The 24,261-nt window shown below is 41.8% G+C and carries 26 protein-coding genes, 1 other RNA gene and 1 pseudogene; 15 read left to right on the top strand and 13 right to left on the bottom strand.

Features of this window, described 5'->3' with window-relative positions:
- Positions 1-2: 2 nt before the first annotated feature.
- Together malQ and sipA are read right to left on the bottom strand one after the other, a co-directional pair.
- A complete protein-coding gene (gene malQ / locus IAR63_RS07560; RefSeq protein WP_187707147.1) occupies positions 3-1,511 on the bottom strand; it encodes a 4-alpha-glucanotransferase in 1,509 nt (502 codons plus the stop codon).
- A 103-nt stretch (positions 1,512-1,614) separates the two neighbouring features.
- A complete protein-coding gene (gene sipA / locus IAR63_RS07555) occupies positions 1,615-1,836 on the bottom strand; it encodes a regulatory protein SipA (protein WP_141304035.1) in 222 nt (73 codons plus the stop codon).
- Between the two features lie 88 nt (positions 1,837-1,924).
- On the opposite strand from sipA, the gene IAR63_RS07550 reads away from it, so the two are divergent.
- From IAR63_RS07550 to rsmH, 3 genes are read left to right on the top strand one after another with little or no spacing between them, the layout of a single operon-like run.
- The gene (locus IAR63_RS07550; protein ID WP_096544068.1) at positions 1,925-2,563 is read left to right on the top strand and encodes a lysophospholipid acyltransferase family protein; all 639 of its coding nucleotides are present in this window, start codon (positions 1,925-1,927) and stop codon (positions 2,561-2,563) included.
- 14 nt (positions 2,564-2,577) lie between these two features.
- The gene (locus tag IAR63_RS07545) at positions 2,578-2,865 is read left to right on the top strand and encodes a DUF2288 domain-containing protein (RefSeq protein ID WP_187707146.1); all 288 of its coding nucleotides are present in this window, start codon (positions 2,578-2,580) and stop codon (positions 2,863-2,865) included.
- 4 nt (positions 2,866-2,869) lie between these two features.
- The gene (gene rsmH / locus IAR63_RS07540) at positions 2,870-3,781 is read left to right on the top strand and encodes a 16S rRNA (cytosine(1402)-N(4))-methyltransferase RsmH (protein WP_187707145.1); all 912 of its coding nucleotides are present in this window, start codon (positions 2,870-2,872) and stop codon (positions 3,779-3,781) included.
- Between the two features lie 25 nt (positions 3,782-3,806).
- On the opposite strand, the gene ssrS is transcribed toward rsmH, so the two are convergent.
- From ssrS to pipX, 7 genes are all read right to left on the bottom strand, one after another.
- A non-coding RNA gene (gene ssrS / locus IAR63_RS07535) (6S RNA) lies at positions 3,807-3,990 on the bottom strand.
- A 58-nt stretch (positions 3,991-4,048) separates the two neighbouring features.
- Positions 4,049-5,185, bottom strand: coding sequence for a 5-(carboxyamino)imidazole ribonucleotide synthase (locus IAR63_RS07530; protein WP_187707144.1), 1,137 nt, complete (start codon positions 5,183-5,185; stop codon positions 4,049-4,051).
- Positions 5,182-5,670, bottom strand: a complete 489-nt coding sequence (locus IAR63_RS07525; protein ID WP_187707143.1) for a pentapeptide repeat-containing protein — start codon at positions 5,668-5,670, stop codon at positions 5,182-5,184. Before IAR63_RS07525 ends, IAR63_RS07530 begins: the two co-directional genes overlap by 4 nt.
- A 15-nt stretch (positions 5,671-5,685) precedes the next feature.
- Positions 5,686-6,501 (bottom strand): pyrroline-5-carboxylate reductase, encoded by an 816-nt coding sequence (proC, locus tag IAR63_RS07520; protein WP_187707142.1) that lies wholly within the window; start codon positions 6,499-6,501, stop codon positions 5,686-5,688.
- Positions 6,502-6,531: 30 nt separating this feature from the next.
- On the bottom strand, positions 6,532-7,113 hold the full coding sequence (locus IAR63_RS07515) for a cell division protein SepF (protein WP_187707141.1): 582 nt from the start codon (positions 7,111-7,113) through the stop codon (positions 6,532-6,534).
- A gap of 340 nt (positions 7,114-7,453) precedes the next feature.
- The gene (locus tag IAR63_RS07510; protein WP_187707140.1) at positions 7,454-8,122 is read right to left on the bottom strand and encodes a YggS family pyridoxal phosphate-dependent enzyme; all 669 of its coding nucleotides are present in this window, start codon (positions 8,120-8,122) and stop codon (positions 7,454-7,456) included.
- On the bottom strand, positions 8,119-8,397 hold the full coding sequence (gene pipX, locus IAR63_RS07505; protein ID WP_187707139.1) for a transcriptional coactivator PipX: 279 nt from the start codon (positions 8,395-8,397) through the stop codon (positions 8,119-8,121). Before pipX ends, IAR63_RS07510 begins: the two co-directional genes overlap by 4 nt.
- A gap of 216 nt (positions 8,398-8,613) precedes the next feature.
- On the opposite strand from pipX, the gene IAR63_RS07500 reads away from it, so the two are divergent.
- The 3 genes and pseudogenes from IAR63_RS07500 (at position 8,614) to IAR63_RS07490 (ending at position 10,232) form a co-directional block, all read left to right on the top strand.
- Complete coding sequence (locus IAR63_RS07500; protein ID WP_187707138.1) at positions 8,614-8,847, top strand: DUF3134 domain-containing protein; 234 nt, start codon at positions 8,614-8,616, stop codon at positions 8,845-8,847.
- An 18-nt stretch (positions 8,848-8,865) separates the two neighbouring features.
- A pseudogene (gene trhO, locus IAR63_RS07495) lies at positions 8,866-9,597 on the top strand (oxygen-dependent tRNA uridine(34) hydroxylase TrhO); the annotation flags it as partial.
- Entirely contained in the window at positions 9,594-10,232 is a 639-nt protein-coding gene (locus IAR63_RS07490; protein WP_187707136.1) for a TMEM165/GDT1 family protein, read from the top strand. The pseudogene trhO and the gene IAR63_RS07490, both read left to right, overlap by 4 nt.
- Here IAR63_RS07490 and IAR63_RS07485 read toward each other — a convergent pair.
- Positions 10,218-11,006, bottom strand: a complete 789-nt coding sequence (locus IAR63_RS07485) for a tetratricopeptide repeat protein (protein ID WP_187707135.1) — start codon at positions 11,004-11,006, stop codon at positions 10,218-10,220. The genes IAR63_RS07490 and IAR63_RS07485 overlap by 15 nt on opposite strands.
- Before the next feature lie 574 nt (positions 11,007-11,580).
- Here IAR63_RS07485 and IAR63_RS07480 point away from each other — a divergent pair.
- Positions 11,581-12,600, top strand: coding sequence for a hypothetical protein (locus IAR63_RS07480; RefSeq protein WP_187707134.1), 1,020 nt, complete (start codon positions 11,581-11,583; stop codon positions 12,598-12,600).
- 110 nt (positions 12,601-12,710) lie between these two features.
- On the opposite strand, the gene IAR63_RS07475 is transcribed toward IAR63_RS07480, so the two are convergent.
- Positions 12,711-13,871 carry a homocysteine biosynthesis protein gene (locus IAR63_RS07475; RefSeq protein WP_187707133.1) on the bottom strand — a complete coding sequence of 387 codons (1,161 nt, stop codon included), beginning with the start codon at positions 13,869-13,871 and terminating at the stop codon, positions 12,711-12,713.
- A gap of 63 nt (positions 13,872-13,934) precedes the next feature.
- Here IAR63_RS07475 and thiL point away from each other — a divergent pair, with 63 nt between their 5' ends.
- On the top strand, positions 13,935-14,999 hold the full coding sequence (gene thiL, locus IAR63_RS07470; RefSeq protein ID WP_187707402.1) for a thiamine-phosphate kinase: 1,065 nt from the start codon (positions 13,935-13,937) through the stop codon (positions 14,997-14,999).
- 12 nt (positions 15,000-15,011) lie between these two features.
- On the opposite strand, the gene IAR63_RS07465 is transcribed toward thiL, so the two are convergent.
- On the bottom strand, positions 15,012-16,025 hold the full coding sequence (locus IAR63_RS07465) for a type I glyceraldehyde-3-phosphate dehydrogenase (protein WP_057178925.1): 1,014 nt from the start codon (positions 16,023-16,025) through the stop codon (positions 15,012-15,014).
- A gap of 568 nt (positions 16,026-16,593) precedes the next feature.
- Here IAR63_RS07465 and murC point away from each other — a divergent pair.
- The 7 genes from murC to IAR63_RS07430 all read left to right on the top strand — a co-directional run bounded on the left by murC (position 16,594) and on the right by IAR63_RS07430 (position 22,295).
- The gene (gene murC / locus IAR63_RS07460; RefSeq protein WP_187707132.1) at positions 16,594-18,063 is read left to right on the top strand and encodes a UDP-N-acetylmuramate--L-alanine ligase; all 1,470 of its coding nucleotides are present in this window, start codon (positions 16,594-16,596) and stop codon (positions 18,061-18,063) included.
- Positions 18,064-18,139: 76 nt separating this feature from the next.
- Entirely contained in the window at positions 18,140-19,147 is a 1,008-nt protein-coding gene (gene murB, locus IAR63_RS07455) for a UDP-N-acetylmuramate dehydrogenase (protein WP_187707131.1), read from the top strand.
- Between the two features lie 63 nt (positions 19,148-19,210).
- Positions 19,211-19,558 carry a YbaB/EbfC family nucleoid-associated protein gene (locus IAR63_RS07450; protein ID WP_187707130.1) on the top strand — a complete coding sequence of 116 codons (348 nt, stop codon included), beginning with the start codon at positions 19,211-19,213 and terminating at the stop codon, positions 19,556-19,558.
- A 580-nt stretch (positions 19,559-20,138) separates the two neighbouring features.
- Positions 20,139-20,348: an NAD(P)H-quinone oxidoreductase subunit L gene (gene ndhL / locus IAR63_RS07445; RefSeq protein ID WP_057178921.1), complete on the top strand. Its 210-nt coding sequence runs from the start codon at positions 20,139-20,141 to the stop codon at positions 20,346-20,348.
- A 37-nt stretch (positions 20,349-20,385) separates the two neighbouring features.
- Positions 20,386-20,691 carry a DUF3007 family protein gene (locus tag IAR63_RS07440; protein WP_187707129.1) on the top strand — a complete coding sequence of 102 codons (306 nt, stop codon included), beginning with the start codon at positions 20,386-20,388 and terminating at the stop codon, positions 20,689-20,691.
- A 14-nt stretch (positions 20,692-20,705) separates the two neighbouring features.
- A complete protein-coding gene (gene trpA / locus IAR63_RS07435; protein WP_187707128.1) occupies positions 20,706-21,503 on the top strand; it encodes a tryptophan synthase subunit alpha in 798 nt (265 codons plus the stop codon).
- A gap of 156 nt (positions 21,504-21,659) precedes the next feature.
- Entirely contained in the window at positions 21,660-22,295 is a 636-nt protein-coding gene (locus IAR63_RS07430; RefSeq protein WP_187707127.1) for a heterocyst differentiation related protein, read from the top strand.
- Between the two features lie 21 nt (positions 22,296-22,316).
- On the opposite strand, the gene IAR63_RS07425 is transcribed toward IAR63_RS07430, so the two are convergent.
- Positions 22,317-24,158, bottom strand: a complete 1,842-nt coding sequence (locus tag IAR63_RS07425; RefSeq protein WP_187707126.1) for a serine/threonine protein kinase — start codon at positions 24,156-24,158, stop codon at positions 22,317-22,319.
- Positions 24,159-24,261: the final 103 nt, after the last annotated feature.

Here is a 24,261-nt window from a genome sequence, read left to right as displayed (position 1 = left end):
AATCAGGAAGTTTTGGGAGATCGACCACAAAGTTGAGTGATGGTCTTGAGACGATTGCTCAGTTCTTGACTTAGCACACCTTCTTCATAACGCCATTCCCAGTTACCTTCTGTTGTACCCGGGTAGTTCATTCTGGACTCCGTTCCCAACCCCAAAATATCCTGTAGGGGAATGATTGCCTGATTAGCAACGGATATCAAAGCTAGTCGGATCAAGTCCCAGTTAATTCCATCACTACTAACACCACCTAAGTATAATAACAGGTTTTGCTTTTCGTAGTCGTTGGCAGTGTGAAACCAGCCAACAGTCGTGTCATTATCATGGGTACCAGTATAGACCACAGCATTTCTGGGATAGTTAAAGGGTAGAAATGGATTGCCAGGATCGGAACCGAAGGCAAATTGTAATACCTTCATTCCAGGAAACTCAAATTCATCTCTTAGCGCCTCTACCTCTGAGGTGATAATTCCCAGATCTTCAGCTAGAATTGGCAATTTGCCAAGTCTTTGTTTAACTAGGGCAAAAAACTCTTTTCCAGGTGCTTTTATCCACTCCCCGTTAATAGCAGTTTCTTCTCCTTGGGGAACAGCCCAATAGGCTTCAAAACCCCGAAAGTGGTCAATGCGGATTATATCCACATAATCTAGTATGGCTTCAAAACGTTGTACCCACCATGCAAAATCCTGCTTTTCTAATTCCTCCCAGTTGTACACCGGATTTCCCCACAATTGACCAGTGGCGCTAAAATAGTCTGGTGGCACCCCGGCCATTAGATCCACCGCTCCCGTCTTTGTATCTAAGGCAAAAAACTCGGGATTTGCCCACACGTCAGCACTATCATGAGCTACATAAATGGGTATATCCCCAATAATACCTATTCCCCGTTCGTTGGCGTACTCTTTGAGTTCTGACCACTGACGAAAAAACTCATATTGAATAAATTTGTAATAGAATATTTGTTCTGCTAAATCTTGCTCAATCCTGCTTATGGCTTCTGGTTCCCGCTTAGCTAATTCTAATGGCCAATTATACCAACCTTCTCCGTCTTGGGCATCTTTGATGGACATGAACAAGGCATAATTGTTTAACCAATAACCTTTACTCTGGCAAAATTGATCAAATGCCGCCCTTTGGTGACTATTAGCACTTCTTTGAAAATTATCGCATGCCCGCTGGAGCAAATTGATTTTTTGGGGGATCACTTGTGCAAAATCTACTTTATCAGCAGTAAATTGGGGTAAATCAGCAAAGTCAGCCTCACATAACAAACCCTCATTTACTAGCTTGTCTGGACTAATTAGTAAGTGATTCCCCGCCATGGCAGAATAGCACATGTAAGGAGAACTACCATAGCCCGTGGGACCTAGGGGTAAAACTTGCCAATACTGCTGATAGCTCTCTTTCAGAAAATCAATAAAACGATAGGCTTCCAACCCCAGGTCACCAATCCCGAAGCGACTGGGAAAACAACTGGGATGAAGTAAAATTCCACTGGATCTTGGAAAGGGCATAGTTTGGGGGAGAAAAACAGATCGCGGTTAACAGGAAACAATGCTACATTGAATTCGCACTCTAAATTCGATTGAACTTTCAAAACATCTTAATTCTTAACAATCAATAATCTGCTCTTTCCATATATTGACCTTCTACTAGAAAGGTACCCTGGCTAAAACGCACTACCCAATATCCCCCCGGTCGCAGGTCAATAACTGTACCTTCTTCCTGCATGCTAACTACATCCGGAGGACGTAACATGGGCATGGGATCAGCAGTTTTGATGTAGGGGGGTAGGGTGACTAAACGAACTCTACTGCCAATAAAAAATTCTGTGGACATGGGAAATAAAAAAGAGGTAATTAGTGCAGGATGGCAAAAAGCGATCGCCATGAACTATTCTAAATATAGTCGCTTTTAAATTATTTTCGTGACCAGAGAACGGGAACCCTTAATTAGTTTAGCACTTTACCACGCTTTCAAATGGTCGGTGGTTAGCCCCATGTTACACGCTTACTTTGGGGGCAAAATCTATGGGGTGGAAAATGTTCCCCAAACCGGTGGGTTGGTGATCGTCAGTAACCACGCCAGTTACTTTGACCCTCCCATAGTTTCTAATTGTGTATGTCGTCCTGTAGCATACATGGCCAAAGAGGAATTATTCAAAATTCCTGTTTTAGCCCAGGCTATTAAATTATATGGTGCCTATCCGGTAAGTCGTGGCACGGCAGATAGAGGAGCAATTAGATACGCCTTAGAATATTTGAAAAATGGTTGGGCAGTGGGAGTATTTTTGGAAGGAACTAGAACCCGTGATGGGCGTATTCATGACCCTAAACGAGGCGCCGCCCTACTAGCTGCTAAAGCCCAGGTCCCCCTATTACCGGTGAGTTTGTGGGGAAGTGAAAAAATTGTCCAACCGGGCACACCTATTCCCCGTAAGGTTCCCTTAACTATTAGAATTGGTAAATTGATTGCAACTCCTAGTTCCACAAGTAAGGAGGAATTGGAAGCAGTTACTCATCAATGTGCGGACGCTATCAACACGTTACATGATTTGGGTAGGTAGTAAATAGGCGAATTATGTCAGATTTAAGAGAAAAACTAACAGAGAACCTAGATGAAGCAGAATGGGAGTGGTTAGTCCCCCATGCCCAAAGAGATGCTATTATTGTTGTAGCATCGGGATTGGACCTATTAGATGTGGGAGAGGCGATCGCTAGTGATAATACCCATTCTGTTGGGGTGTGGATTGATGAAAAATTAATTAGCAAGCCTTCTCCCATACAGTTAGGAGATTGGAATGGCGATCCCACTAAAAGATTTAATGCGTTAATTATAGAACCTTATGTTTTAATACAGGAGAAATGAGTTGATGGTTATCAATAACTGTGATTTCTCAACTCACACACCATTAAATCAATTTGCTTTTTCTCATATTCCCGTTCTGGGTGAGGAATTAATTAGGGGTTTAAATATCCAAGGGGGTGGTAATTATTTGGATTTAACTGTGGGTGGTGGTGGACACTCTCGGTTAATATTACAAGCTGCTGACAACACTAAGGTGATGGCGGTTGACCAAGATTTGGATGCTCTGAAAGCAGCAAAAATCCACTTGTCTGAGTTTGGAGATCGTGTTGATTTTCTACACACTAATTTTGCTAATTTTCCCTTCCTTCCCAATACTTATGATGGCATTTTGGCAGATTTGGGAGTTAGTTCCTATCATTTGGATAATCCAGTAAGGGGGTTTAGTTTTAGAAATACTGCTGATCTGGATATGCGCATGAATCAGCAACAATCTCTCACCGCTGCTGATATAGTTAATGGGTGGGATGAACAAGAACTGACCCATATTTTCTTTAAATATGGTGAAGAAAGACTTTCCCGGAAAATAGCCAGGCGCATCATCGAAAACCGCCCTTTTTCCACCACTACACAATTAGCAGAATCCATCAGCTCCTGTGTTCCACCTAAATATCGCTATGGTAGAATACACCCGGCAACCCGTGTGTTTCAAGCTCTACGTCTAGCAGTGAATGATGAGTTACAAGTCCTGGAAGCTTTGCTTCACAAAGCACCCCCTTCCCTAGTTCCTGGAGGAAAAATTGCTTTTATTAGTTTTCATAGCTTGGAGGATAGAATTGTCAAACACGGGTTACGGAACTCTGACTTATTAACTGTGATGACTAAAAAGCCAATTACGGCTACAGAGTCCGAAATTCAACACAATCCCCGCTCGCGCTCAGCCAAATTGAGAATAGCACAAAAGAAAGTTGTTTTTTAGTTTTTAAAAACTAAAAACCTATGATTAGTTGACCACAACGCCGTTTTACCTAAGTTTATGACCTGGTTAAACCAGGTGGGAATGGCTGTTGCTTGTTTAAAGTTTCCGAGTACAAGCTCGGTCTACTGCCACAAGAACTAATTGGTTCCCTTTTCGTTAAAGACATAGATCAAAAAACTTGAGGGCAGTCACCAACGTCGTAGTTCAACTCCTATCTTATAACTATTAACTATTATTTGTATAGGGGGAGGAGAAAAAAATTTTCTCCTATCCATCCGCAGCATTTCTAGCATACCATATAGACTCCACTTCGCAAATAATTTGCTCTATGGACTCTCGATTTAGCTCTTCTACTAATATTGTGATATGTCCTAATTTACGTCCCGGACGAGATTCCCTTTTGCCATACCAGTGTAGATGAGAGTGGGGAATAGTTGCTAATTTTTCCCTAATCTGGAAATATTCATTATGTGATTCTTCATACCCTAATAGGTTGACCATGACCGCAGCTGGAAAGGTTAAACTTGTGTCCCCTAAGTCCATTCCCGCAACAGCTCTGAGCTGTTGCTCAAATTGGGATGTTTTACAAGCATCTAAGGAAAAATGCCCAGAGTTATGAGTCCTCGGTGCAATTTCGTTGATTAAAATCTTCCCCCCAGCAGTAATAAATAACTCAATCCCAAATACCCCCACTACTCCTAGACTGGTTAATATCTTACGGGCGATCGCCACAATCTGGTCTTCCTGGTTAGGGGTAATATCCGCTGGGACAATCACCCTGCGACAAACTTGTTTTTCCTGTTGGGTTTCCACTACTGGATAGGTCACAATTTCTCCCTTCACTGAACGAGCAGCAACAATTGCCAACTCTTTAGTAAAAGGAACAAATTCTTCAATGAGGAATTCAACAGGTTTTTTATCAACTTGATTGACTAAATTAGAAAAACTAGCATGATTGTCTATAATAAAAGTACCCTGACCATCATAACCATGTCTCCTAGCTTTAACCACTAGGGGAAATGCCAAATCTGGCCAATTTACCCAAGGGAAAAATCGTGGCACAGGTAAATTTAAATCTCTCAAATAGCATCTTTGATGATACTTATCCAATAAAGGAGCCAAAGCTCCTAAATGGGGACGAAAACACACACCCTGCTTCTCTAAACCATACAAGGCATCTAAATTAACAAACTCATTTTCAAAGGTAATCAGATCCGATTTAGTAGCTAACACACCCGTTGCCACCGCATCCTCAACCGATGCTAAAACCACATCCTGAGCAATAGCCACCGCAGGGTCAGTTCTAGCAGGAGTCTGTACTATCAATTCCAAACCCAGGCTTTTAGCTGCTTCCCCCATCATCAAAGCCAGTTGTCCACCACCAATTATACCTATGCGCTTCATCTACACCCCAAAGAATCCCGAGTCTGAACATGGGTTTGAGAGTTTACTCCCCTGGCGCTCTTGCACAATTCCTTTACTTGTCCCCGATCTAAAATAGCTTCACTGAAATCCGCTCCGTCAATATTTGTGTCGGTAAAGCTAGAACGCAGCAAAATTGCCTCCAAAAAAATGGCATCACTTAAATCAGCACCCGTTAATTTTACCTGATCCAACATAGCATTGGTTAGGTCCGCCCCATGTAAATTTGCTCGGGTCATGACAGAAGCACTGAAAACTGCCCCCCGCAAGTCAGCATTAGCAAAATTAGCCATTTCTAAATTAGCATTAGAAAATTCAGCAGCTTGTAAATTTTGTCCAGAAAAATCATGTTTTCCTAACTCAGCGTTGCTAAATGATAGGGGATGAGTCCAATCTACTGCTACTGCTGGCAATGTTATACACCAGAGGATAATTGCCAATGACAATAATAAACCTAGCTGCTTCATCTTTTTTCGCCAATCCTAATAAACACCCATTTCTCGCGAGCGTTCAGCCGCAGCTTTAACAGCCTCCATTAAAGCAGAACGAAAACCAGCCCTCTCCAATTCCCTCACCCCAGCAATGGTTGTTCCCCCCGGACTAGTTACCTGGTCTTTCAATTCTGCTGGATGTATATTAGTTTCTGCAATTAGTTTTGCTGTCCCTAACACCGTATGCAGTGCTAATTGTTTAGCCACTGCTCTGGGTAAGCCGGATGCCACTCCTCCATCAGCCAATGCTTCTATCATTAATGCCACATAGGCAGGCCCACTCCCAGACAAACCAGTTACAGCGTCCATGAGGCTCTCACATACTTCTACCACCTCCCCAACAGCTTGAAAAATTGTTGTAGCTATGTGGTGATGAATTGGTTGGAGATGATCTCCACAACAAATAGCAGTCATCCCCGCACCCACTGTTGCTGGTGTATTTGGCATGGCACGAACTATAGACACTCCAGGAAAGGAGTTCTCCAATTGTTTTAAGGACACTCCGGCTAAAATAGAAATCATTAATGGGGAAGGTTCCATGGGCAACTTATCAACTACTTCCTCAACTACAGCAGAAAGGATTTGAGGTTTGACAGCCAAAATCACTGTTTCTCTCACCTGAGACCACATCTGACCATTGTCATTGGTTACAGAAACCCCATACCTTTGGTGCAAAAAACTCCTCCGAGCTTCCTGAGGTTCACTAACGATTACTTCTGATACTTGGTAAATTTTCCTGGCCAGGAGACGGGATAAAATGGCTTCTCCCATCACCCCACCCCCAATTAAACCCAATTTAATAGTCATTTAGTGATTAGTTTTCAATTGGTTTAGTCTTTATTGTACCATGCGATTGGGCTCACTTCCCCAATTACCCGTGCTCCGAACCGGACGTACTGGATGTTGGGGAACTTCATGTAAAAAGCCCCCTTGGGTACTAACTTGTACACAACTAGGAGTAAACAAGAATATGCTTTCACCTATTCTCTCTTGATGTCCGTCTAAAGCATAAGTACCACCAGCAACAAAGTCCACAGCCCTTTGAGCTTGATCTGGATCCATAATCGTTAAGTTCAATACTAAAGATTTGCGCTCACGTAGTGCTTGAATTGCTTGAGGCATTTCTTCAAAGGTACGGGGTTCTAAAACCAAAACTTCTGAAATTCCATTAATTGCACCTGGCATACCAATCACATTAGTCATATGCTTTGACCCTACTACTTCTTCTTGTGTTACTGTTGGGGGGGTTTCTCTCCACCTCTTATTATTATTGGTGGTTTCTTGTGCAGCTGGCTGAGGGTTTTCTGGCTGATAACTTGTTTGATAGTTATCGTTATCTTGCTCTTCCTCATAGTACTCATATTCTACTGGCTCATTCAAGCCCACAAAATCTCTGAGTTTAGAAAATATGTTGTTCATTTTTCATGCTCCTGGAAATTACCTTAATTGATCCGATGTAAATCTAGCTGTTTTGGGCTTGAGTCCTTACCGTTGTTAGTATTAGCCTCACGGATTATACTACCCAACTGTTATTCAAAAAACTTGTTACGAAATAACGATGAAAAAATATACTATCCTACACATCCTTACAATAAAAAGTTATTTCATCCCAATTCTGTCCCAACGGTCGAATTTGTCAAGAGGGTGAAAAGACCACATATTCCAATAACTACTTACTTAATTACTAGTAATTAGTTTTTTATTTTACATTTTTTTCCTAACCTAAATAGGGAAAAATATCTCAAATTTGAAATCAACTCTAAAGGCGATTCCCAAATAGAATTGTCCCCAGCCTTACCATGGTAGCACCAGCTTTTACCGCCAACTCATAGTCCCCAGACATACCCATAGATAGTTCCCTCATTTCTATATTTGCCCATTTTTGGGAGGCAATTTCTTGAGCTAGATTGTAAGTATGATTAAATACATTCAATATTTGCTCTTCCTCTAAACCCCAGGGTGTAATTGTCATCAAACCTTGAATTTGTAAACTTTGGTATTGACTTAGGAATGGCAAGTCCGTTAACAATTGGGGCACTGTCCAACCGGATTTTTGAGGGTCTGGGAGAATTTTGACCTGTAGGCAACTGTATAGATTAGTTCCCATTGTTTGAGCTATAGTGTGGAGACGCTCAGCAATGTGTAGATTATCTACGGAATGAATCCAGGAAAATAACTCCACAGCCTTTTTAGCTTTGTTACTTTGTAAGTGACCAATAAAGTGCCAAGTAATGTCCGGTAAATCTTGCAACTCAATTTGTTTACTGGCCGCCTCTTGAATGCGACTTTCACCAAAATCACGAATACCAGCCCCATAGGCTTCCCGCATCAATTGAGTTGATACCTGCTTACTAACAGCTATTAACCTTACTGATGGGGGTAGTTGGGCGCGAATGATTGTTACGCGTTCAGCAATTGAACTTGTCATTGGAATGTACGCTGGAAAACTCCTTGAAGCTGATCATACTCCTGTGGTTTACCACTGCGACGTAAAGTACGTAAACGATTTTCCAGCATCATTCTGGCTTCAGTCCTACCAATGGACTGAAATTTCATCCCCTTAACGTCACTGGTTACCAAAAAAAATAGGCGTTGGGCATATAGTGTAGTAAATAGCTCTTGATTATCATCAACCATGGAGATTTTATAGAGTAAACCCCATGTGGGATGATTGATGTAGGTTTCTGAGTGGTCTGGATTCATTTAATAATCGTCAAATTTGGGAGTATATATTCTTTTTTCGGGTCTCACACAATCATTCCGATGATAATAAATATCCCTCGACCAGAATTTTTTTTGGCTGATTATGTGAACTTCCTGTTCCATGAGTTTGCTTCTATCTTGCCATGATTATGGTCTCATGACACAAATACAAATATAGATTATAATTTGGTGCGCACACTTTACTTAATTCAACTTATGGTTAAAAGTCCCTTACACGAGCAACCACGTAATCAACGAGCTACCGTAATTCGTACAAGCAATGAATTTATTCTCTTGGAATGGCTAAAATCTACAGGGAGGTTGATGGCACGCGATAATGTGGAGACCGACCTGACCAGTGAGGTGGAAGAAGAAATTGCTGAGATTATTGATCTGGACGACTTGGTCTATGATAATGATGATGAACCAGGTTTAGACCTAGAAGAATAATCTTATCTCTGTCGAGGAATGAATCAAGAAAATACCACGGTTGTAGCAACTCTCTATAAATTTGTCCGTTTACCAGATTATTGCGAACTGCAAGCACCTCTATTGTCTTTTTGCCAGGAGCAATCCATCAAGGGAACAATTCTATTGGCAACCGAGGGAATTAATGGCACAATAGCCGGTTCTCGTACTGCAATTGACCAGGTTTTGGCATTCCTTCGTCATGACAGCAGGTTGGTGGACCTGGAGCATAAAGAATCATACACCCATATCCCCCCCTTCCGGAGGATGAAGGTCCGCCTCAAGCGAGAAATTGTTACCCTCGGAATACCAGAGGTGGATCCTAATCAACGGGTGGGAAAGTATGTCAGTCCCCAAGAATGGAATGCTTTACTTCTAGACCCCAATGTTACGGTGGTTGATACCCGTAATGATTATGAAGTCAGTATTGGCACTTTTAAGAGAGCACGCAATCCCCATACCCATATCTTTAGAGAATTCCCTGATTATGTGAGCAAAAACTTGCACCCAGATAAGAATCAGAAAATCGCTTTATTTTGTACAGGTGGTATTCGCTGTGAAAAAGCATCATCCTATCTGCTATCACAAGGCTTTCAAGAGGTTTACCACCTCAAGGGAGGGATCTTGAAGTACCTAGAGGAGGTAACCGGGGAGGAAAGTTTATGGGAGGGAGAGTGTTTTGTCTTTGATGACCGGGGTGTAGTAAATCCTCAAGGGACTATGGAAGAATGTTGACTGCCTTTACCACCAGCTTAATACTAATTACAATCTCTGAACTGGGCGATAAAACTTTCTTTATCGCCGTTATTCTGTCTATGCAGCATTCAAAAAAACTGGTGTTTGCTGGTGTGACTTTAGCCTTAATGGCAATGACAATCTTATCTGTGCTATTTGGCCAGGTCTTGTCCAGTATAACGCAAAATTCCCAAATATATGTACGTTATGGGGAAATTGTCTTATTCATCGCGTTTGGTTTGAAACTACTCTATGATGCTGGCAAAATGAAACCTACGGAAAATCAGGAGGTAATGGAAGAAGCTAGAGAAGAAGTGAAAAAGTCCCAGGTTATTAATCATTCAACAAGTCCATGGGGAATTTTACTCAAGTCCTTTGTATTAACATTTATAGCTGAATGGGGCGATCGCACGCAGATAGCTACGATAGCGTTAGCAGCAGGTAATAATGGGAATAATGCCATAGGCGTAACGGGGGGAGCAATATTGGGACATGCAATATGCGCCCTCATAGCGGTTATAGGTGGGAGAGTAATAGGGGGGAGAATTTCGGAAAAACAGGTTACCCTGATAGGCGGCATTTTATTCATTATTTTCGGTGTTATAGCCGCCATAGAGCTAAAAACCGGTTAACTTCTTAATCTCATTCTTGTATTGAGCGGGAGCCAAGGTCAGAGCACTGTCAAACAAGGGTTTTGCCTCATTAATTTTACCCTGCTCTTTCAACAGAATTGCCTTTGCTAAAACGGGGCGAAAATCCTGGGGATATTGTTTCATCACCTCCTCATATAAAGATATTGCCTGATCACTGTTTTTTTGAAAAGAATATACGCTACCTAAAAGTAATTGTATAGCTATAATATCAAAACTTCCTGGTTGAACAGAGTTAGACTTTTTAGCATTAGATATGGTTTCTTTAAGAAACTGAATAGCTGCTTCTGGACGTTTTTGGTCTAGTTCTAACTTAACTATACCTTGTAGTGATTGGATATTACTGGGATGGGTACGGAGAATAGAGCGATAGATTTGGATTGCTTGCTCCCGATCTCCTATTTGTTGGGTTGCCTGTGCCAGTAAAACCTTGTATTCCAAATTATCTGGATTTAATCGACTCAACTTTTGTAGAGGTTCAATTACTCCTTGAATATCAGCAGGTTGAACCTCACTATTGGGCTTTTGACTGAGAATTTGTAACCTAGCTTGCAATAACTGCTTGAGAACAGTTTGATTTTCCGGTTCCCGCTGCAAAACCAGTTCATAGCCACGAATTTGGTCTGCTAACTGGGAATTTTGCGGAAGTGGAGCATTGAGAGTTCCCAAAATAGGTATGATGGACACACCAATAAGCGCTGCAACTGCCAGCAGCAAGACTATCTGAATTGGCCAACGATTACCTTGTTTTGACACTACTTTACCTATGTTGTAATTGAACAAATAAAACTTGGAAAGTTGTAACTAAATGAGCTTAAATAAGAGCCTTAGTGGGGAATAAAGTTAAGACTTTGTGAAAATTAGCGGAATACGGTGATTTAACTGTGAATTTTATGACCAAAGACCATCAGGAGTATCTAAACTTTGAAAGTAGACCGTTATAGCTTTGGCTATAACTTAGGTGACAGTTGTAGGATCATCAGCATAATTGTAGCCATGGAGTGATAATTGAGCAAACTAATGATTGGTTGATAATTCCTCATTCACATCAGAATGTGAGTTATAACCTAGTTAAACCAGAAATTTAGCATTTGGGAATTGGGACTAAGAAATTAGTACCAGTCAAAATCTTCCCTAATTGAGATTGAGAATTATCAAGAATCAGCTAGGAATTAATTTGACCCATTCATTCTGCAAATGATAGATTTCAAAGCCTAGCGTGCAATGGCTAAATTAAAGTTAAGTACACCTTTCTTTTATTGGCCCTGCAAATTCTACACACTTTTGTTCAGTCCCACTATGGGACCTATCTCCGATCTAAGGAGTTTTTATGAATTCCGACCTGATATCGTCTTCTGAATCTGTTAGTATTACCGCCTCTAACCAGGCTTCGGCAAAAATTGATTTAACAGGTAAATTAACTGCTAAGTCACCACAAACAAAACCTGATAATTTATCCATCAAAGTCCAAGATGGGGAAAGTCCTGGGAAACTTAGGAATCGCCAACAACCAATTCCTCCTGCTAGCGAACTAATGCAATACAGGGCAATTGGTTTGATTCGGGGTAGCTACTCCCCTAGCAGCGAACAGTTCACCCAGGGCACCCTGATTACAAGTGATGGCGTGCAGTTAAATGCTGTTTTGCTAGGTCGAGTTATGAGCTTAGTCAAAAAGCATCTGGATTTACAAAAAGAACATCTGTGGGTAGTTTATCCCCGTACTAGACAGGAAAATGACTCTCTACACATTCAAATTGTAGGGGTCTGGGAACCTGAAAATCTAGCTAGAAAACCGACAGATGAACAGGTGTTGTCCTTGTCTGCGGAAACATCAGAACCGGTTGGAACTAACAAAAAATCCTCTCGTCAAAACACTGCTGCAACGGAAAATGCATCAGCTATAAAAACCTCACATCAAATTCCCGATGGAGAATTTTCCGTTCGTGGGGAGGTGGTTTATCAATCTTTCGATACCAGGAGTTTGGTGGTAAAAATCAAACAAGCTCCACGGAAACCAACGGAAAAACCCAAATATTTTAAGTTGAAACTCCATGGTGTGCTGGCCATGAAGGCAATAGGTAAATTTTGGGACTTTAAAGTCAAGCGTGAAACTGATGGGTTAATAGTGGAAACTGCGGAAGCAGTTGCTGATTTGCCCAAAAAACGCAAACCAACCTTTAGAGGTGGACCCCGCCCTGGTGTTAACAGGAAACCATTTGTTAAAAATCCCGGAGAAACTGCTCGACCCATTACAAGAATGGATGCAGATGGTTCTTACTCCTCTAAACCCTTACCAAAACCATCTATTATTAAACCAGTGAAAAAGCTAAAACCTCAAGACAACCATTAAAGTTAGGTTAAGTAGGGAGGCACAATTATTTGTAGGATGGGTTGAGGAACGAAACCCATCCTACGTTCATCTTATATTTAATTCCACCCACCCACTTAGTTCAGAATCTTCTAGTTTATTGCAAAGGGTAAAAAAGCTCTGTCCATGGGAATGGGAGCTACAGGTTCCGTCAGGGTAAATTGACCCAACTGTATCCACTGTTTCAACTCCAGAGCTACTTGTCGGGATAGGAACATGCTAGCCAAGGGAGCAGCTCGTACAGGTTTACCCTCGATGGGGATCTTCCCGGACTTTAATTGGGCGTAACTTACTAATCCAAAGGTAGGTCTTACACGACGGGGAATGGAAAAATCCACAATGGGCGCTACTAGATCTTGATCTGTTACTGCACAATGTTCAATCACTTGTTCGTTTAATACTGGAAGTGGTACTCCTACTCCTAGCATTAATGAAGGTCCATAACTTTTAAAGTAACACCCTCTCACCCAGCGCGCATCCATTTGTTTGGCATCACCAATTAGTGCTAAAGTGACAGATGGTCCAATAGGGGTTCGATTATCTAACCGCTTTTGTAGGGGAAAGTGTTGTGTACCTTCCCAAACCACATAGCCTATTCCCCCACCTAAAAAGATTTTAGTGCCAATTCCCACCAGTTGTAAATCGGGATCGTTCATTAGGGGAGACAATGCTCCGGGATTGGAGTACACTGCATTTCCTAAACGCGGTTGTAATGGTCCTAGGTAAGTATATAACGGTTCCTCGGATCCATTAACACCAACAATGAAGTTTTGATAAAGATTGCGGGGATTAAATAGGTAGAATTGATTAATCGTCTCTCGGGTGACTTTAGCTTCCAGGGTAGCTCTAGGGTAACAATCGGTAATTTGTCCTAATGCTCTGACTTGTACGGATTTACCAGCAATTAAATCTTGAATCACGTGACCACCACCGCGTTCTCTTAGTTCTTCCCCTTCCATGGTTTCCACTGCGCAACTGGCGCCCAAATATAGGTCCACCGCCCCAAACCCAGAATATGCGGGAACCCCATCTAACCAACAACGACGAATTTTAATTGGTGGGTCAGTGTGTCCTAAGTTAATAATCGCCCCGCTTGATTCCATAGGTTCAAAGGTTCCTGTGGTAATCACATCAACCTGTTGGGCCGTTTTTAGTATACCATTTTGGGCAACTCGTTTTTTTAGCTCTTCCACGGTCCAGACTACGGCACGCTTTTCAATGATCTTTTGATTAATTTCGGCAATAGTTCGCATTGTATTTAGTAATCTGAATATTATGATTATTAATATATGGTAATATATGGAAGAGAAAACAAGATGGCTGATTTAGGGGGAGAATACCTCAGAGTTCGTGACCTGGGGGAACAGGGTCTTTTGCAGAAATTACAGAGCTTTTGTCCTCCCCATATTATAGGGGATGATGGTGCAGTTTTGCCGACTAAACCCGCGCACCATTTGGTTGTAACTACAGATATGTTAGTAGATGGTGTGCATTTTAGCAATCTTACCACTTCTCCCAAGGATGCAGGCTGGCGCGCTGCTACCGCTAATTTGTCCGACTTGGCTGCTATGGGTGCCTTTCCCCTAGGAATTACCGTCGCCCTCGGTTTACCAGGGGATTTACCTGTCCATTGGGTAGAACAACTGTATCAGGGCATGAGTGACTGCTTACAGAAGTATCATACTCCCATCGTTGGCGGTGACATAGTGCGATCCCCTGTTACAACTATAGGAATTACAGCTTTTGGTGAGGTCAGTCCAGATTTGATTATTCGGCGGTGTACAGCTCAAGTGGGGAATGCTATAGTTATAACTGGTATGCATGGAGCTTCTCGTGCTGGGTTAGAATTGCTCTTGCACCCTCAAACGGGTGAAAACCTCAAGGAAGGGGAAAAGCAGGCTTTAATTAGATTTCACCAACGTCCTAACCCACGTTTGGATGTAATATACATACTACACGAAATCCTCATGTCGGGTTTAAAATCCTGTGGAAATTTCTCTCCAATTACCTTGAGTGGTATGGATAGTAGTGATGGATTAGCAGATGCTATATTACAAATTTGTCGTGCCAGTCAAGTCGGAGCAGTTTTACATCAGGATCAAATTCCCCTAATACCCATATCTAACTACTGGTTAACACCACCACGATGGCTTGATTATGCCTTATATGGTGGTGAAGATTTTGAACTGGTACTCTGTTTACCACCAACTATTGCCCAAGCCTTAGTTCTTAAATTAGGATCAGGTGCAGCAATTATCGGAGAAATTACATCCGGTGACCAAGTTATTCTACAATCACATACCCAAGAAATCCCCAACCAAGTTTTAACACTCAGTCAGGGATTTCAACATTTTGGTGGTGAGTGTGGGATTCCCGGATGAATGGGAATTATTTTATACCCATTTCTCCGCCACTAATTCAGCCAAATCTAAAACTCGTTGGCTATAACCCCATTCATTGTCATACCAAGCCATGACCTTAACCATGTCATTACCCATCACCATAGTTAAGTTAGAATCCACAATGGAAGATTCATTAGTACCCTGATAATCAGAGGATACTAAGGGTAATTCGCTGTAACCCAAAATGCCTTTGAGTGAATTTTCAGAAGCCTCTTTAAGAGCTTGATTAACTTCCTCAGTAATTGTTGGTTTCTCTACCTGCACCACAAAATCTACCATGGACACGTTAGGAGTGGGTACACGCAAAGCTACACCATTTAACTTACCCTTTAGCGCTGGTATTACCAGAGCTACAGCCTTAGCAGCACCAGTAGAAGTGGGAACAATATTAATCCCCGCTGCTCTAGCTCTACGCAAATCACGGTGAGAAGCATCTAAAATTCTCTGGTCACCTGTGTAGCTATGGGTAGTAGTCATTGTCCCTTTGATAATGCCAAATTTTTCGTGCAAAACTTTAGCAATAGGTGCTAGACAGTTAGTTGTACAGCTGGCATTACTAATGATATGGTGTTCGTCATGATTATAATCATAATGATTCACACCCATAACAAATGTACCATCTTCATTCTTACCAGGTGCAGTAATTAGAACTTTTTTAGCACCAGCATTTACATGCTTTGAGGCACCTTCTTTACTGATAAACACACCCGTTGCTTCAATAATCAGGTCAATTTGCCACTCTTTCCAAGGTAAGTTTTCTGGATTGCGATCAGATACGCACTTAATAGTCTTACCGTTGATAGTAATGGAATTATCGTCAGCACTGATATTGGCATTTTGTAGTCTACCTAGCATAGAATCGTATCTAAGCAGGTGAGCATTAGTTCTGGGATCGGAAGTGTCGTTAATAGCAACAAGCTCAACCTTGCTATTCTCTCTACCTATCCAGCAGCGGGCAAAGTTTCTGCCAATGCGCCCGAAACCATTGATTGCAACTCTAACCACAGTGTCTTCCCCTCTGTATTTATGCCTATAAATTGATATCGTTGACCCCGATCATATCGCAAAGGGGGGGACTGTTTATAACTGTGGAATCTTAGATCGAAAAAAAAATACATATTTTATTGAATTCAATTTATTTAGTACAGTTTCTTTTTGTTTTTTATAAATTTACCTAGTCTAGTATAGTTTAACTTTATTTACATGTAATTTAACTAATTGTAGTATCACTAAGCAATATCCTCATCCTGATGATCACACTTGACGAAACTCCTATTAAGGTGTACAAAGTCAAAAAATCACGCACTTGAGGATGAAAGATATATGACAGATTTTTTTCCCGACAGTTCCCGATTTTTCAGAATAATCATCATAAGGATAGGAAAAGTTGGAGAATCAATTGCTCCGGATATTGTTGTCCAGTAAACACAAACTCAGTCAAAAATTGACCTGTAAGTTTTTGGATACAGATTGGATGTAGAAATATTGCGAAAGCTATATCTCCAAAAATCAAAATCCTGTTATGATACCCGTGTCGCAAAGATTTGTTGGTGTGGTGCCAGAGGAATAAAAGATGAATAGCTATATAGATTTTAGTGGTAGACCATTTCATTTTATTGGTATTGGGGGCATAGGAATGTCCGCCCTAGCCTACATACTGGCAAAGCGCCAATTACCCGTTTCCGGTTCAGACCTGCGCCCTAACCAGATTACTCGCAAATTAGAGTCCCTGGGGGCTCATATTTTTAATCAACAAGAGGCCAGTAATCTAGAATTCTTCCGTCCCGGAGCATTTTCTAGCCATACTAGCCATATATTATCAAACCCATCAGACCAATTATCCACCCAACAAAAAAGTTTACCCCAGGTCATTTGTTCTACAGCTATTAACAATAATAATTTAGAATATAGGGCGGCGCTAGAATTAGGCTGCCCCATTCTACATCGTTCTGATGTCTTGGCAGCTTTAATCGCTGAATATCATAGCATTGCTGTAGCTGGAACCCATGGTAAAACTACAACTAGTAGCATGATAGGTTACATGCTATTAGAAGCAGGTCTTGACCCAACTATTGTGGTAGGAGGAGAAGTCAATGCCTGGGAAGGAAATGCTAGATTAGGAGAAAGTAAGTATTTAGTAGCAGAAGCTGATGAGTCCGATGGTTCCTTGGTAAAACATGCTCCAGCAATTGGGATAATTACTAATATTGAACTAGATCACCCTGATCATTATGCAACATTGGAACAGGTGGTGGAGACTTTCCAAACCTTCGCCCGAGGTTGTCAAGTTGTAGTAGGTAGTATTGATTGTGACATAGTATGCGATCGCCTAAAACCGGGAATCAGTTATAGTTTAGATCCAGATAAAGGTGCTGATTATACAGTCACCAACATTGACTATCGCGCAGACGGGACAACGGCCTTGGTTTGGGAAAAAGGTAAGTCTCTAGGAGTATTAAGCTTACAACTTTTAGGTCGCCATAATCTCAGTAATGCCCTAGCAGCTGTGGCGGTAGGAAGGGTGTTAAATTTGGAGTTCGGGCAAATTGCCAAGGGTCTTGCCACCTTTGAAGGGGCCAGGAGACGATTTGAATTCAGGGGTGAAGTAGATGGCATCACCTTCATTGATGATTATGCCCATCATCCTAGCGAAATCCGTGCCACTCTAGCAGCGGCCCGTTTACAAGCGAAAGCGGGGCAAAGAGTAGTAGGGATTTTTCAACCTCACCGTTACAGTCGGGTGCGGACTTTCTTGGATGAGTTTGCCAATTGTTTCACCCATGCGGATTTAGTTGTATTGACTGATATTTACAGTGCTGGTGAACCCAGTTGTGAGCAAATTAGTGGTGAAAAATTGGCAGCAGAAATTGCCAAACGACACCCACAAGTAATTTATCAACCAAGTTTAGCCCTAATTCCCCGGGTTTTATTATCCACCCTACGTCCGGGGGATTTAGCGGTCTTTCTTGGAGCTGGCAATTTAAATCAGACAATTCCAGAAATTATCAGTGCACTGCGTCAACCAGTCACAGTCACATTTTAGGGATGGCTAAATTATCCGTGTTTTAGCCTAAATATTGCGTTTGAGATGTTAATAAAGCTACCAATTTACATTAACAATGATAATTTCTGAGTCCTCTGCTAGTCCCCGCATAGTCCCTACTTTGACGGAAAATAAACAAACAACAGTTAATTCAGATGATAATCAAATTATTTATTTACCTGGAACTAATTGTGTAATTAAGTCCAACATTTCCCTATCTGGGTTTACCTCCTACAAAGTGGGAGGAAAAGCCCAGTGGTACAGTGCACCCCGGGATTTAATGGCCATAAAAGCAACTGTGGAGTATGCCCAAGCTCTGGATTTACCCATCACAATATTGGGAGCAGGTTCTAACTTACTCGTGAGTGATGAAGGTATACCAGGAATGGTAATTGCTACCCGTCACTTCCGTTACAAATATTTTGATAACCAAACAGGTCGGTTAACAGTAGCTGCAGGAGAATCCATTCCCAGTTTAGCATGGGAAGCAGCAAGTTTAGGATGGGAAGGACTAGAGTGGTCAGTTGGCATTCCAGGTACTGTGGGTGGTGCTGTTGTGATGAATGCAGGAGCACATAATAATTGTATGGGGGAAATGTTGGTCAGCGCGGAGTTACTATCTCCCGATGGTACTTTAGAAACTGTGAATAGGTCCCAATTGGGTTACAAGTATCGCAGCTCCTTGTTACAAGGAAGTGAGCGTATAGTCACCCAAGCTACTTTTCAACTTCAACCAGGTGCAGACCCAGCTAAAGTCACATCTAGAACTAGAGAACACAAGCAGCACCGTCTTTCCACTCAACCTTACAATTTTCCCAGTTGTGGGAGTGTGTTTCGCAATCCTTTACCCCGGACCGCAGGATGGTTAATTGAGCAAACTGGATTAAAAGGCTATCAAATTGGTGGGGCCCAAGTGGCACAACTTCATGCTAACTTTATTGTTAATCGTGGAGGTGCTCAGGCCAACGATATTTTCCGTCTCATTCGCCATATTCAACGTCAAATCCAAGATCAGTGGTCAATCTTATTGGAACCAGAGGTAAAAATGATTGGCCGATTTCCCGTTTTGGATGGTTATTCTTGATTTGGTAGGGACGACTATAATTGATTTTGATTTTTTATTCGCAGCACAACTGGAAAATTTACTATGACAGGAAAAGGACAGGGATTTGGTTTTGGTTTGGGAAAAGTAAAAGAAATAGCGGACGCTTTTAAAAAAGCTCAGGAGATGCAACAAGGTGCCAAACGTCTTCAAGAAGAATTGGAGCAGATGGAAATTCTGGGCGAGTCTGGTGGTGGACTAGTTAAGGTAATTATTAGTGGTAACCAGGAGCCTAAAAGGGTAGAGATTTCCCCCAATGCACTTAATGAGGGACCAGATGTGCTTTCTGATCTAGTCACAGCAGCTATGAAGGATGCCTACCTCAAATCTACCCAGACTATGCGGGAACGCATGGAAGAGTTAACTGGTGGTTTGGAACTACCAGGATTGTAGAATAGATACTCACAAGAAAACCCCTACTTCTACAAGAAGTAGGGGACTTAAACTGGCTGTGGATTTTGATGTTTAACTTTTATGGGGGTGGGGGGACTTGAACCCCCACGACTTTCTACGGTCAACGGATTTTCATTCTCCTGCAGCTTTCGCCACTACCTTTGGGGTTTTAAGAATTGGACTCTCTCTTTACCCTCGTCTTCACGTTAGGGTAGCTCCCGTCGAGTCTCTGCACCTTCCCAGAAACATTGCATGAAAATTTACTGGGCTTGGCTCAGGATTGCCTTGTCTGTTTGATTAAATTTCATCAGATTTAGGTTTCCCTGAGTTTGAGAGCTTACACTTGAAAGATTTCTCTAACAAGGCTCACTTTTATAAGTCCGCAGCGTCTACCATTCCGCCACACCCCCTTAGGGTTCTTAGATGCCAAAACATCATCATAACATCATGCTGCTTTTCCCATACTTTGTCAAGAGGTTGGGGAAAATTTTTTCCCATGGACTAGGTTAGGTAGTGTGGGGGCTATAAGCTATATAATGGTATATGCACTAAATAGTATTCTCTCATCCATCCCAAAATTATGCTTTTAGCACTACTGTATTTAGCTTTGGCTGGAGCTTATCTGTTAGCCATACCACTGATCGTTATGTTTTATCTCAACTGGCGCTGGTATTCAGCAACTTCTGTGGAACGTGGATTTATGTACTTCTTGGTCTTTTTCTTCTTCCCAGGTTTGTTGTTGCTCTCCCCCATTGCCAATTTTCGACCCAGACCCAGACAAATTGTTTAACTTAATTTAACTAGTAACTTGGTAGGTCACAACTCTCATGCGACGTATTGACGCAATTACTATTACCTTAGGGATCTTCTTCTTAGGCGGATTGGCCTATGGGGTGCTACAGTTGGTTGGTTTGAATAGTCAAGACGCGGGAATTTGGAGTCAGGTTCTACTGGTGCTAGGTTTAATGGGTTGGTTGGGAACCTATCTATTCCGTGCAGGGAGTAAAAAAATGACCTACCACCAACAGCGGGAAGAGTATGAAAAGGCTTTTCTCCAAAAGCGTCTGGATGAACTCTCCCCGGAAGAGTTGGCCAGAATACAAGCTAAGATTGATTCCAATGATCAACCCTAACCAATGACTAACTGATGACCGCAATTTCTCGCTGTTTTGAAAATTTAAGACGGAATCAAGAGTGCGCCCTGATTCCGTTTATTACTGCTGGTGACCCCGATTTACATACTACGGCTCAAGCCTTAGAAGTACTAGATTGTGCTGGTGCTGATATTATTGAATTAGGTGTTCCCTACTCTGATCCCTTGGCAGATGGCCCAGTAATTCAAGCTGCTGCTACCCGCGCACTACAAAAAGGTACCACTTTAGAACAGGTGTTGACAATGCTCAAGGCTACTACACCTAAATTGAAAGCACCTGTAATTTTATTTACATATTATAATCCCATTTTACATCGAGGAATTGGAAGATTTTTAGACGATATTAAATCCGCTGGTGTGTCGGGTTTAGTAGTTCCAGATTTACCTTTGGAAGAGTCTGCAACCCTTTTGAAACCAGCAAGTGAGCAAGAAATTGACCTCACCCTTCTCATAGCACCTACAAGCTCTAGGGAAAGAATAGAGGCGATCGCCCATGCTTCTCAAGGTTTTATTTATTTGGTAAGTGTTACTGGTGTCACTGGTATGCGCTCACAAATGGAAAATCGAGTTTCCGAACTACTAGACAAAATCCGTAGTGTTACAGATAAACCCATAGGTGTGGGATTCGGTATTTCTGACATAGAACAAGCACGTCAAGTAAGAGACTGGGGAGCTGATGCAGCAATTGTAGGTAGTGCGGTAGTCAAGCGATTGGCAGAGGGTACACCCGATCAGGGACTAGAAGCGATCGCCGAATTTTGTCGAAATTTAAAGGAGGCGGTCAAAAATTGATCTTATTTAATTGGTAATTTAATGGCAATTTAGATTAATCTGAATTAAAATTAGACGATAAATTTATCTACTGTGAGTGTGTTCCAAAATTATGTCAGTTACAATACAACTATGGTCTTGGTACTACTTAGTTTTATTAGTTAGGGGGTGTGCCATATGAGTGAGAGTATGGCATTTGTTGGTGGGGTAGCTGTTGCTGGTTTAGCAGCTTTGCTATTGCTGAAAGGAAATAGCAATCCCATACAACAACCCAACTTTGGTATTTCACAATTACCCAACAATATTGTGCCTTCCCAGGGACAGTACCCATCTGGACAGGGGGGATATGGTAACCCCCAACCGGTAGCACCTTTAGACCAGCGATTGGACCTAGAAAAGTTAAAAATTCAAGTAGACAGTTTAAGAAGCGACAACGAGCAGTTGCGCTTACAAAACCAACAGCTACAGGGTCAAATTAATGCCGTCAGCTTGAGTCAAAACCAAATGAATTCACTACAACAGCAGCCAACCAGAATGATGGCCACACTGCCTTCTGAAGCGGAAAAATGGTGGAATTCACCCATAATTTGGGCCGTAGGTGGAGCAACCTTAACAGTAGGAGGTGGTATTGTAGTAGCTGGTGTGTTGTCCTTGTTTTCGCCTAGACAACGTCCCTCTCGCACCGTGCAGGTAATTCACCCCTATCACGGAGTAACACCACCCCTGGGAACCATGCGACGGGCGGAATTTTTACCACCCTCTCACCCTGAAAGCAGAAGGGTAGAAACAGCAGAATACGACGAATTACACTAAGTGTGTGACACAGGGTATCTACTATGGTTTGGTTTTAGAGTTGGTGTCCGGTTGCGGGTTTTGACTTGGTAAAACTTGTTGAGCAACCTTTTGAGCTGCTTGTTTAAACAACGGTTCTAGTTTGTCTTGCCAGTATTTAATATTAGGCAACTTCTCTGGTTGGTTGCGATAGGCCAAGACCTTTTCCCATTGTCCACTATCAATAGCGCGATTAATTTCATTAGCCAAAGTCTCAGCTTTGGCCCAGTCTTGTTGCCATTGGTCAATTATCTTCACTTGCTGACTATTAGAAGTGGTTTTTTGGGGAGCAGATTTCAGTTGAGCTATTGCTCCATTCACATCCCCTGACTGGAATTTTTGTCGAGCTTGTAGAACGATTGGATCTTGAAATTCTTTATCAGCAGATTGAGACAAGAATGGGGATGGAGAGGTAGTAGGAGATAACTGAGGTTTGGGCACCAATCGAGATGTAATCAAAGGTAAATCATCAACGATTTGAAGAGAAATACCCTGGTCTCGCAGACAAGAGACCCATTGATTATTGTTAGTAATCACATCCGAATGAGCCCAGGCCAAACGACCAGATTTAAGTTTAACTTCTATCCAACCACGCTTAGTTCTTTTTCCAGTAACAATAAACTCACTAGGATCACCAATACTCTTTAAAATATTATCAGAACTAATGGCGCTAGGTTGGGAGCGCACATTAGAATTAGGTGCTACCATGGCCAAGCAATTTTCTGGGGATGTGCCATTCTTATCCTTCCAATTAGCAGTCAAGGTTTGAATGTTGGGATATAAATTGCCTACTAAAGCTGCTGCACCACCGACCAAAAATAAACCAATTACCAGTGGTAAGGGATCTGGTTTTTGTTCCTGCTTAGGAGCAGATACTAGGGGAGGAGTATGAACAGGTGCTAAAGCTAAGGTAGGTTGTGGGAACAATGAAACAGATTGAGTATGGGTTTTTATGGGTAATTTTTTTCCACTGGGTGTAGTGGGTGTGGGAGATAGGGAGTAACCGCAGGATTTAGCATATTCTTTTATAAACTCTCGACAAACTTCTAATGCTTCTGTTGCCGTTTGATAACGTTCCTTGAAATGATAACGCACCATTTTGCTGAGAATCTCCCCCAAATGGGAATTGACAGGTCGAAAATGTTGCCAGAGAATTTCACCGGTATCGGGATCCTCAGGAAACTGATTAGCAGCTATTCCTGTTATAGCTTGAATGGCAATAATACCCAAAGCATAAATATCACTACTTGGGCGAGGTTTACCCTGTCCTTGCTCGGTGGGCATATAACCAGGAGTGCCAACGGCTATAGTGGGATTTAACTGATGTTCTAAAAGAATGGAAGGACAACGTACTTGTTTAACTGCTCCAAAATCTACAAGCACCAGTTTGTAATCATCCACACGACGAATCAGATTATCCGGTTTTATATCCCGATGAATCACCCCCTGTTGATGGACAAATTCCAAAACCTCTAAGATTTCCAAGAGCAATTGCATGACTTGGTTTTCACTCCATGGTTGTCCAGGTATAAGTTCCACTGTCAGGGTATGACCATCAATGTATTCCTGAACTAGGAAAAATTCCTGATTTTCATCAAAATAAGCTAGTAACCGAGGTATTTGGTTATGATTACCCAATTTTTCCAAGGTTTCAGCTTCATTATTAAACAGACGTTTAGCAGTTGTAAAAATATTCTTGTCATTACTAACTAGTTTTAGATGTTTAACAACACAAATGGGATTACCAGGTCGCCGAGTATCTTGAGCGATGTAGGTTTGACTAAATCCCCCGGTTGCTAAAACACGCACAACTTTGTATCTATGATCCAGTAGTTTGCCTATCATGATTTACTTCCCGGTTCCATACTTAATCTTGTAATTTTGCCTAGTCAATATCTCCAAATTTTCTGTCCTAATATCCGCTATGTTGAGAAAAGATTTAGACTAA

This window comes from Cylindrospermopsis curvispora GIHE-G1, from assembly GCF_014489415.1.
Classification (GTDB): domain Bacteria; phylum Cyanobacteriota; class Cyanobacteriia; order Cyanobacteriales; family Nostocaceae; genus Raphidiopsis; species Raphidiopsis curvispora_A.
The sequence above is the reverse complement of the archived record's forward strand: the minus strand, read 5'-3'. Positions and strand labels throughout refer to the sequence as shown.

Coding starts and splice junctions, on each gene's coding strand:
- malQ (WP_187707147.1), bottom strand. CDS start 1,511: ATGCCCTTTCCAAGATCCAGTGGAATTTTACTTCATCCCAGTTGTTTT.
- sipA (WP_141304035.1), bottom strand. CDS start 1,836: ATGTCCACAGAATTTTTTATTGGCAGTAGAGTTCGTTTAGTCACCCTA.
- IAR63_RS07545 (WP_187707146.1), top strand. CDS start 2,578: ATGTCAGATTTAAGAGAAAAACTAACAGAGAACCTAGATGAAGCAGAA.
- rsmH (WP_187707145.1), top strand. CDS start 2,870: ATGGTTATCAATAACTGTGATTTCTCAACTCACACACCATTAAATCAA.
- IAR63_RS07530 (WP_187707144.1), bottom strand. CDS start 5,185: ATGAAGCGCATAGGTATAATTGGTGGTGGACAACTGGCTTTGATGATG.
- IAR63_RS07525 (WP_187707143.1), bottom strand. CDS start 5,670: ATGAAGCAGCTAGGTTTATTATTGTCATTGGCAATTATCCTCTGGTGT.
- proC (WP_187707142.1), bottom strand. CDS start 6,501: ATGACTATTAAATTGGGTTTAATTGGGGGTGGGGTGATGGGAGAAGCC.
- IAR63_RS07515 (WP_187707141.1), bottom strand. CDS start 7,113: ATGAACAACATATTTTCTAAACTCAGAGATTTTGTGGGCTTGAATGAG.
- IAR63_RS07510 (WP_187707140.1), bottom strand. CDS start 8,122: ATGACAAGTTCAATTGCTGAACGCGTAACAATCATTCGCGCCCAACTA.
- pipX (WP_187707139.1), bottom strand. CDS start 8,397: ATGAATCCAGACCACTCAGAAACCTACATCAATCATCCCACATGGGGT.
- IAR63_RS07500 (WP_187707138.1), top strand. CDS start 8,614: ATGGTTAAAAGTCCCTTACACGAGCAACCACGTAATCAACGAGCTACC.
- IAR63_RS07490 (WP_187707136.1), top strand. CDS start 9,594: ATGTTGACTGCCTTTACCACCAGCTTAATACTAATTACAATCTCTGAA.
- IAR63_RS07480 (WP_187707134.1), top strand. CDS start 11,581: ATGAATTCCGACCTGATATCGTCTTCTGAATCTGTTAGTATTACCGCC.
- IAR63_RS07475 (WP_187707133.1), bottom strand. CDS start 13,871: ATGCGAACTATTGCCGAAATTAATCAAAAGATCATTGAAAAGCGTGCC.
- thiL (WP_187707402.1), top strand. CDS start 13,935: ATGGCTGATTTAGGGGGAGAATACCTCAGAGTTCGTGACCTGGGGGAA.
- murC (WP_187707132.1), top strand. CDS start 16,594: ATGAATAGCTATATAGATTTTAGTGGTAGACCATTTCATTTTATTGGT.
- murB (WP_187707131.1), top strand. CDS start 18,140: ATGATAATTTCTGAGTCCTCTGCTAGTCCCCGCATAGTCCCTACTTTG.
- IAR63_RS07450 (WP_187707130.1), top strand. CDS start 19,211: ATGACAGGAAAAGGACAGGGATTTGGTTTTGGTTTGGGAAAAGTAAAA.
- ndhL (WP_057178921.1), top strand. CDS start 20,139: ATGCTTTTAGCACTACTGTATTTAGCTTTGGCTGGAGCTTATCTGTTA.
- IAR63_RS07440 (WP_187707129.1), top strand. CDS start 20,386: ATGCGACGTATTGACGCAATTACTATTACCTTAGGGATCTTCTTCTTA.
- trpA (WP_187707128.1), top strand. CDS start 20,706: ATGACCGCAATTTCTCGCTGTTTTGAAAATTTAAGACGGAATCAAGAG.
- IAR63_RS07430 (WP_187707127.1), top strand. CDS start 21,660: ATGAGTGAGAGTATGGCATTTGTTGGTGGGGTAGCTGTTGCTGGTTTA.
- IAR63_RS07425 (WP_187707126.1), bottom strand. CDS start 24,158: ATGATAGGCAAACTACTGGATCATAGATACAAAGTTGTGCGTGTTTTA.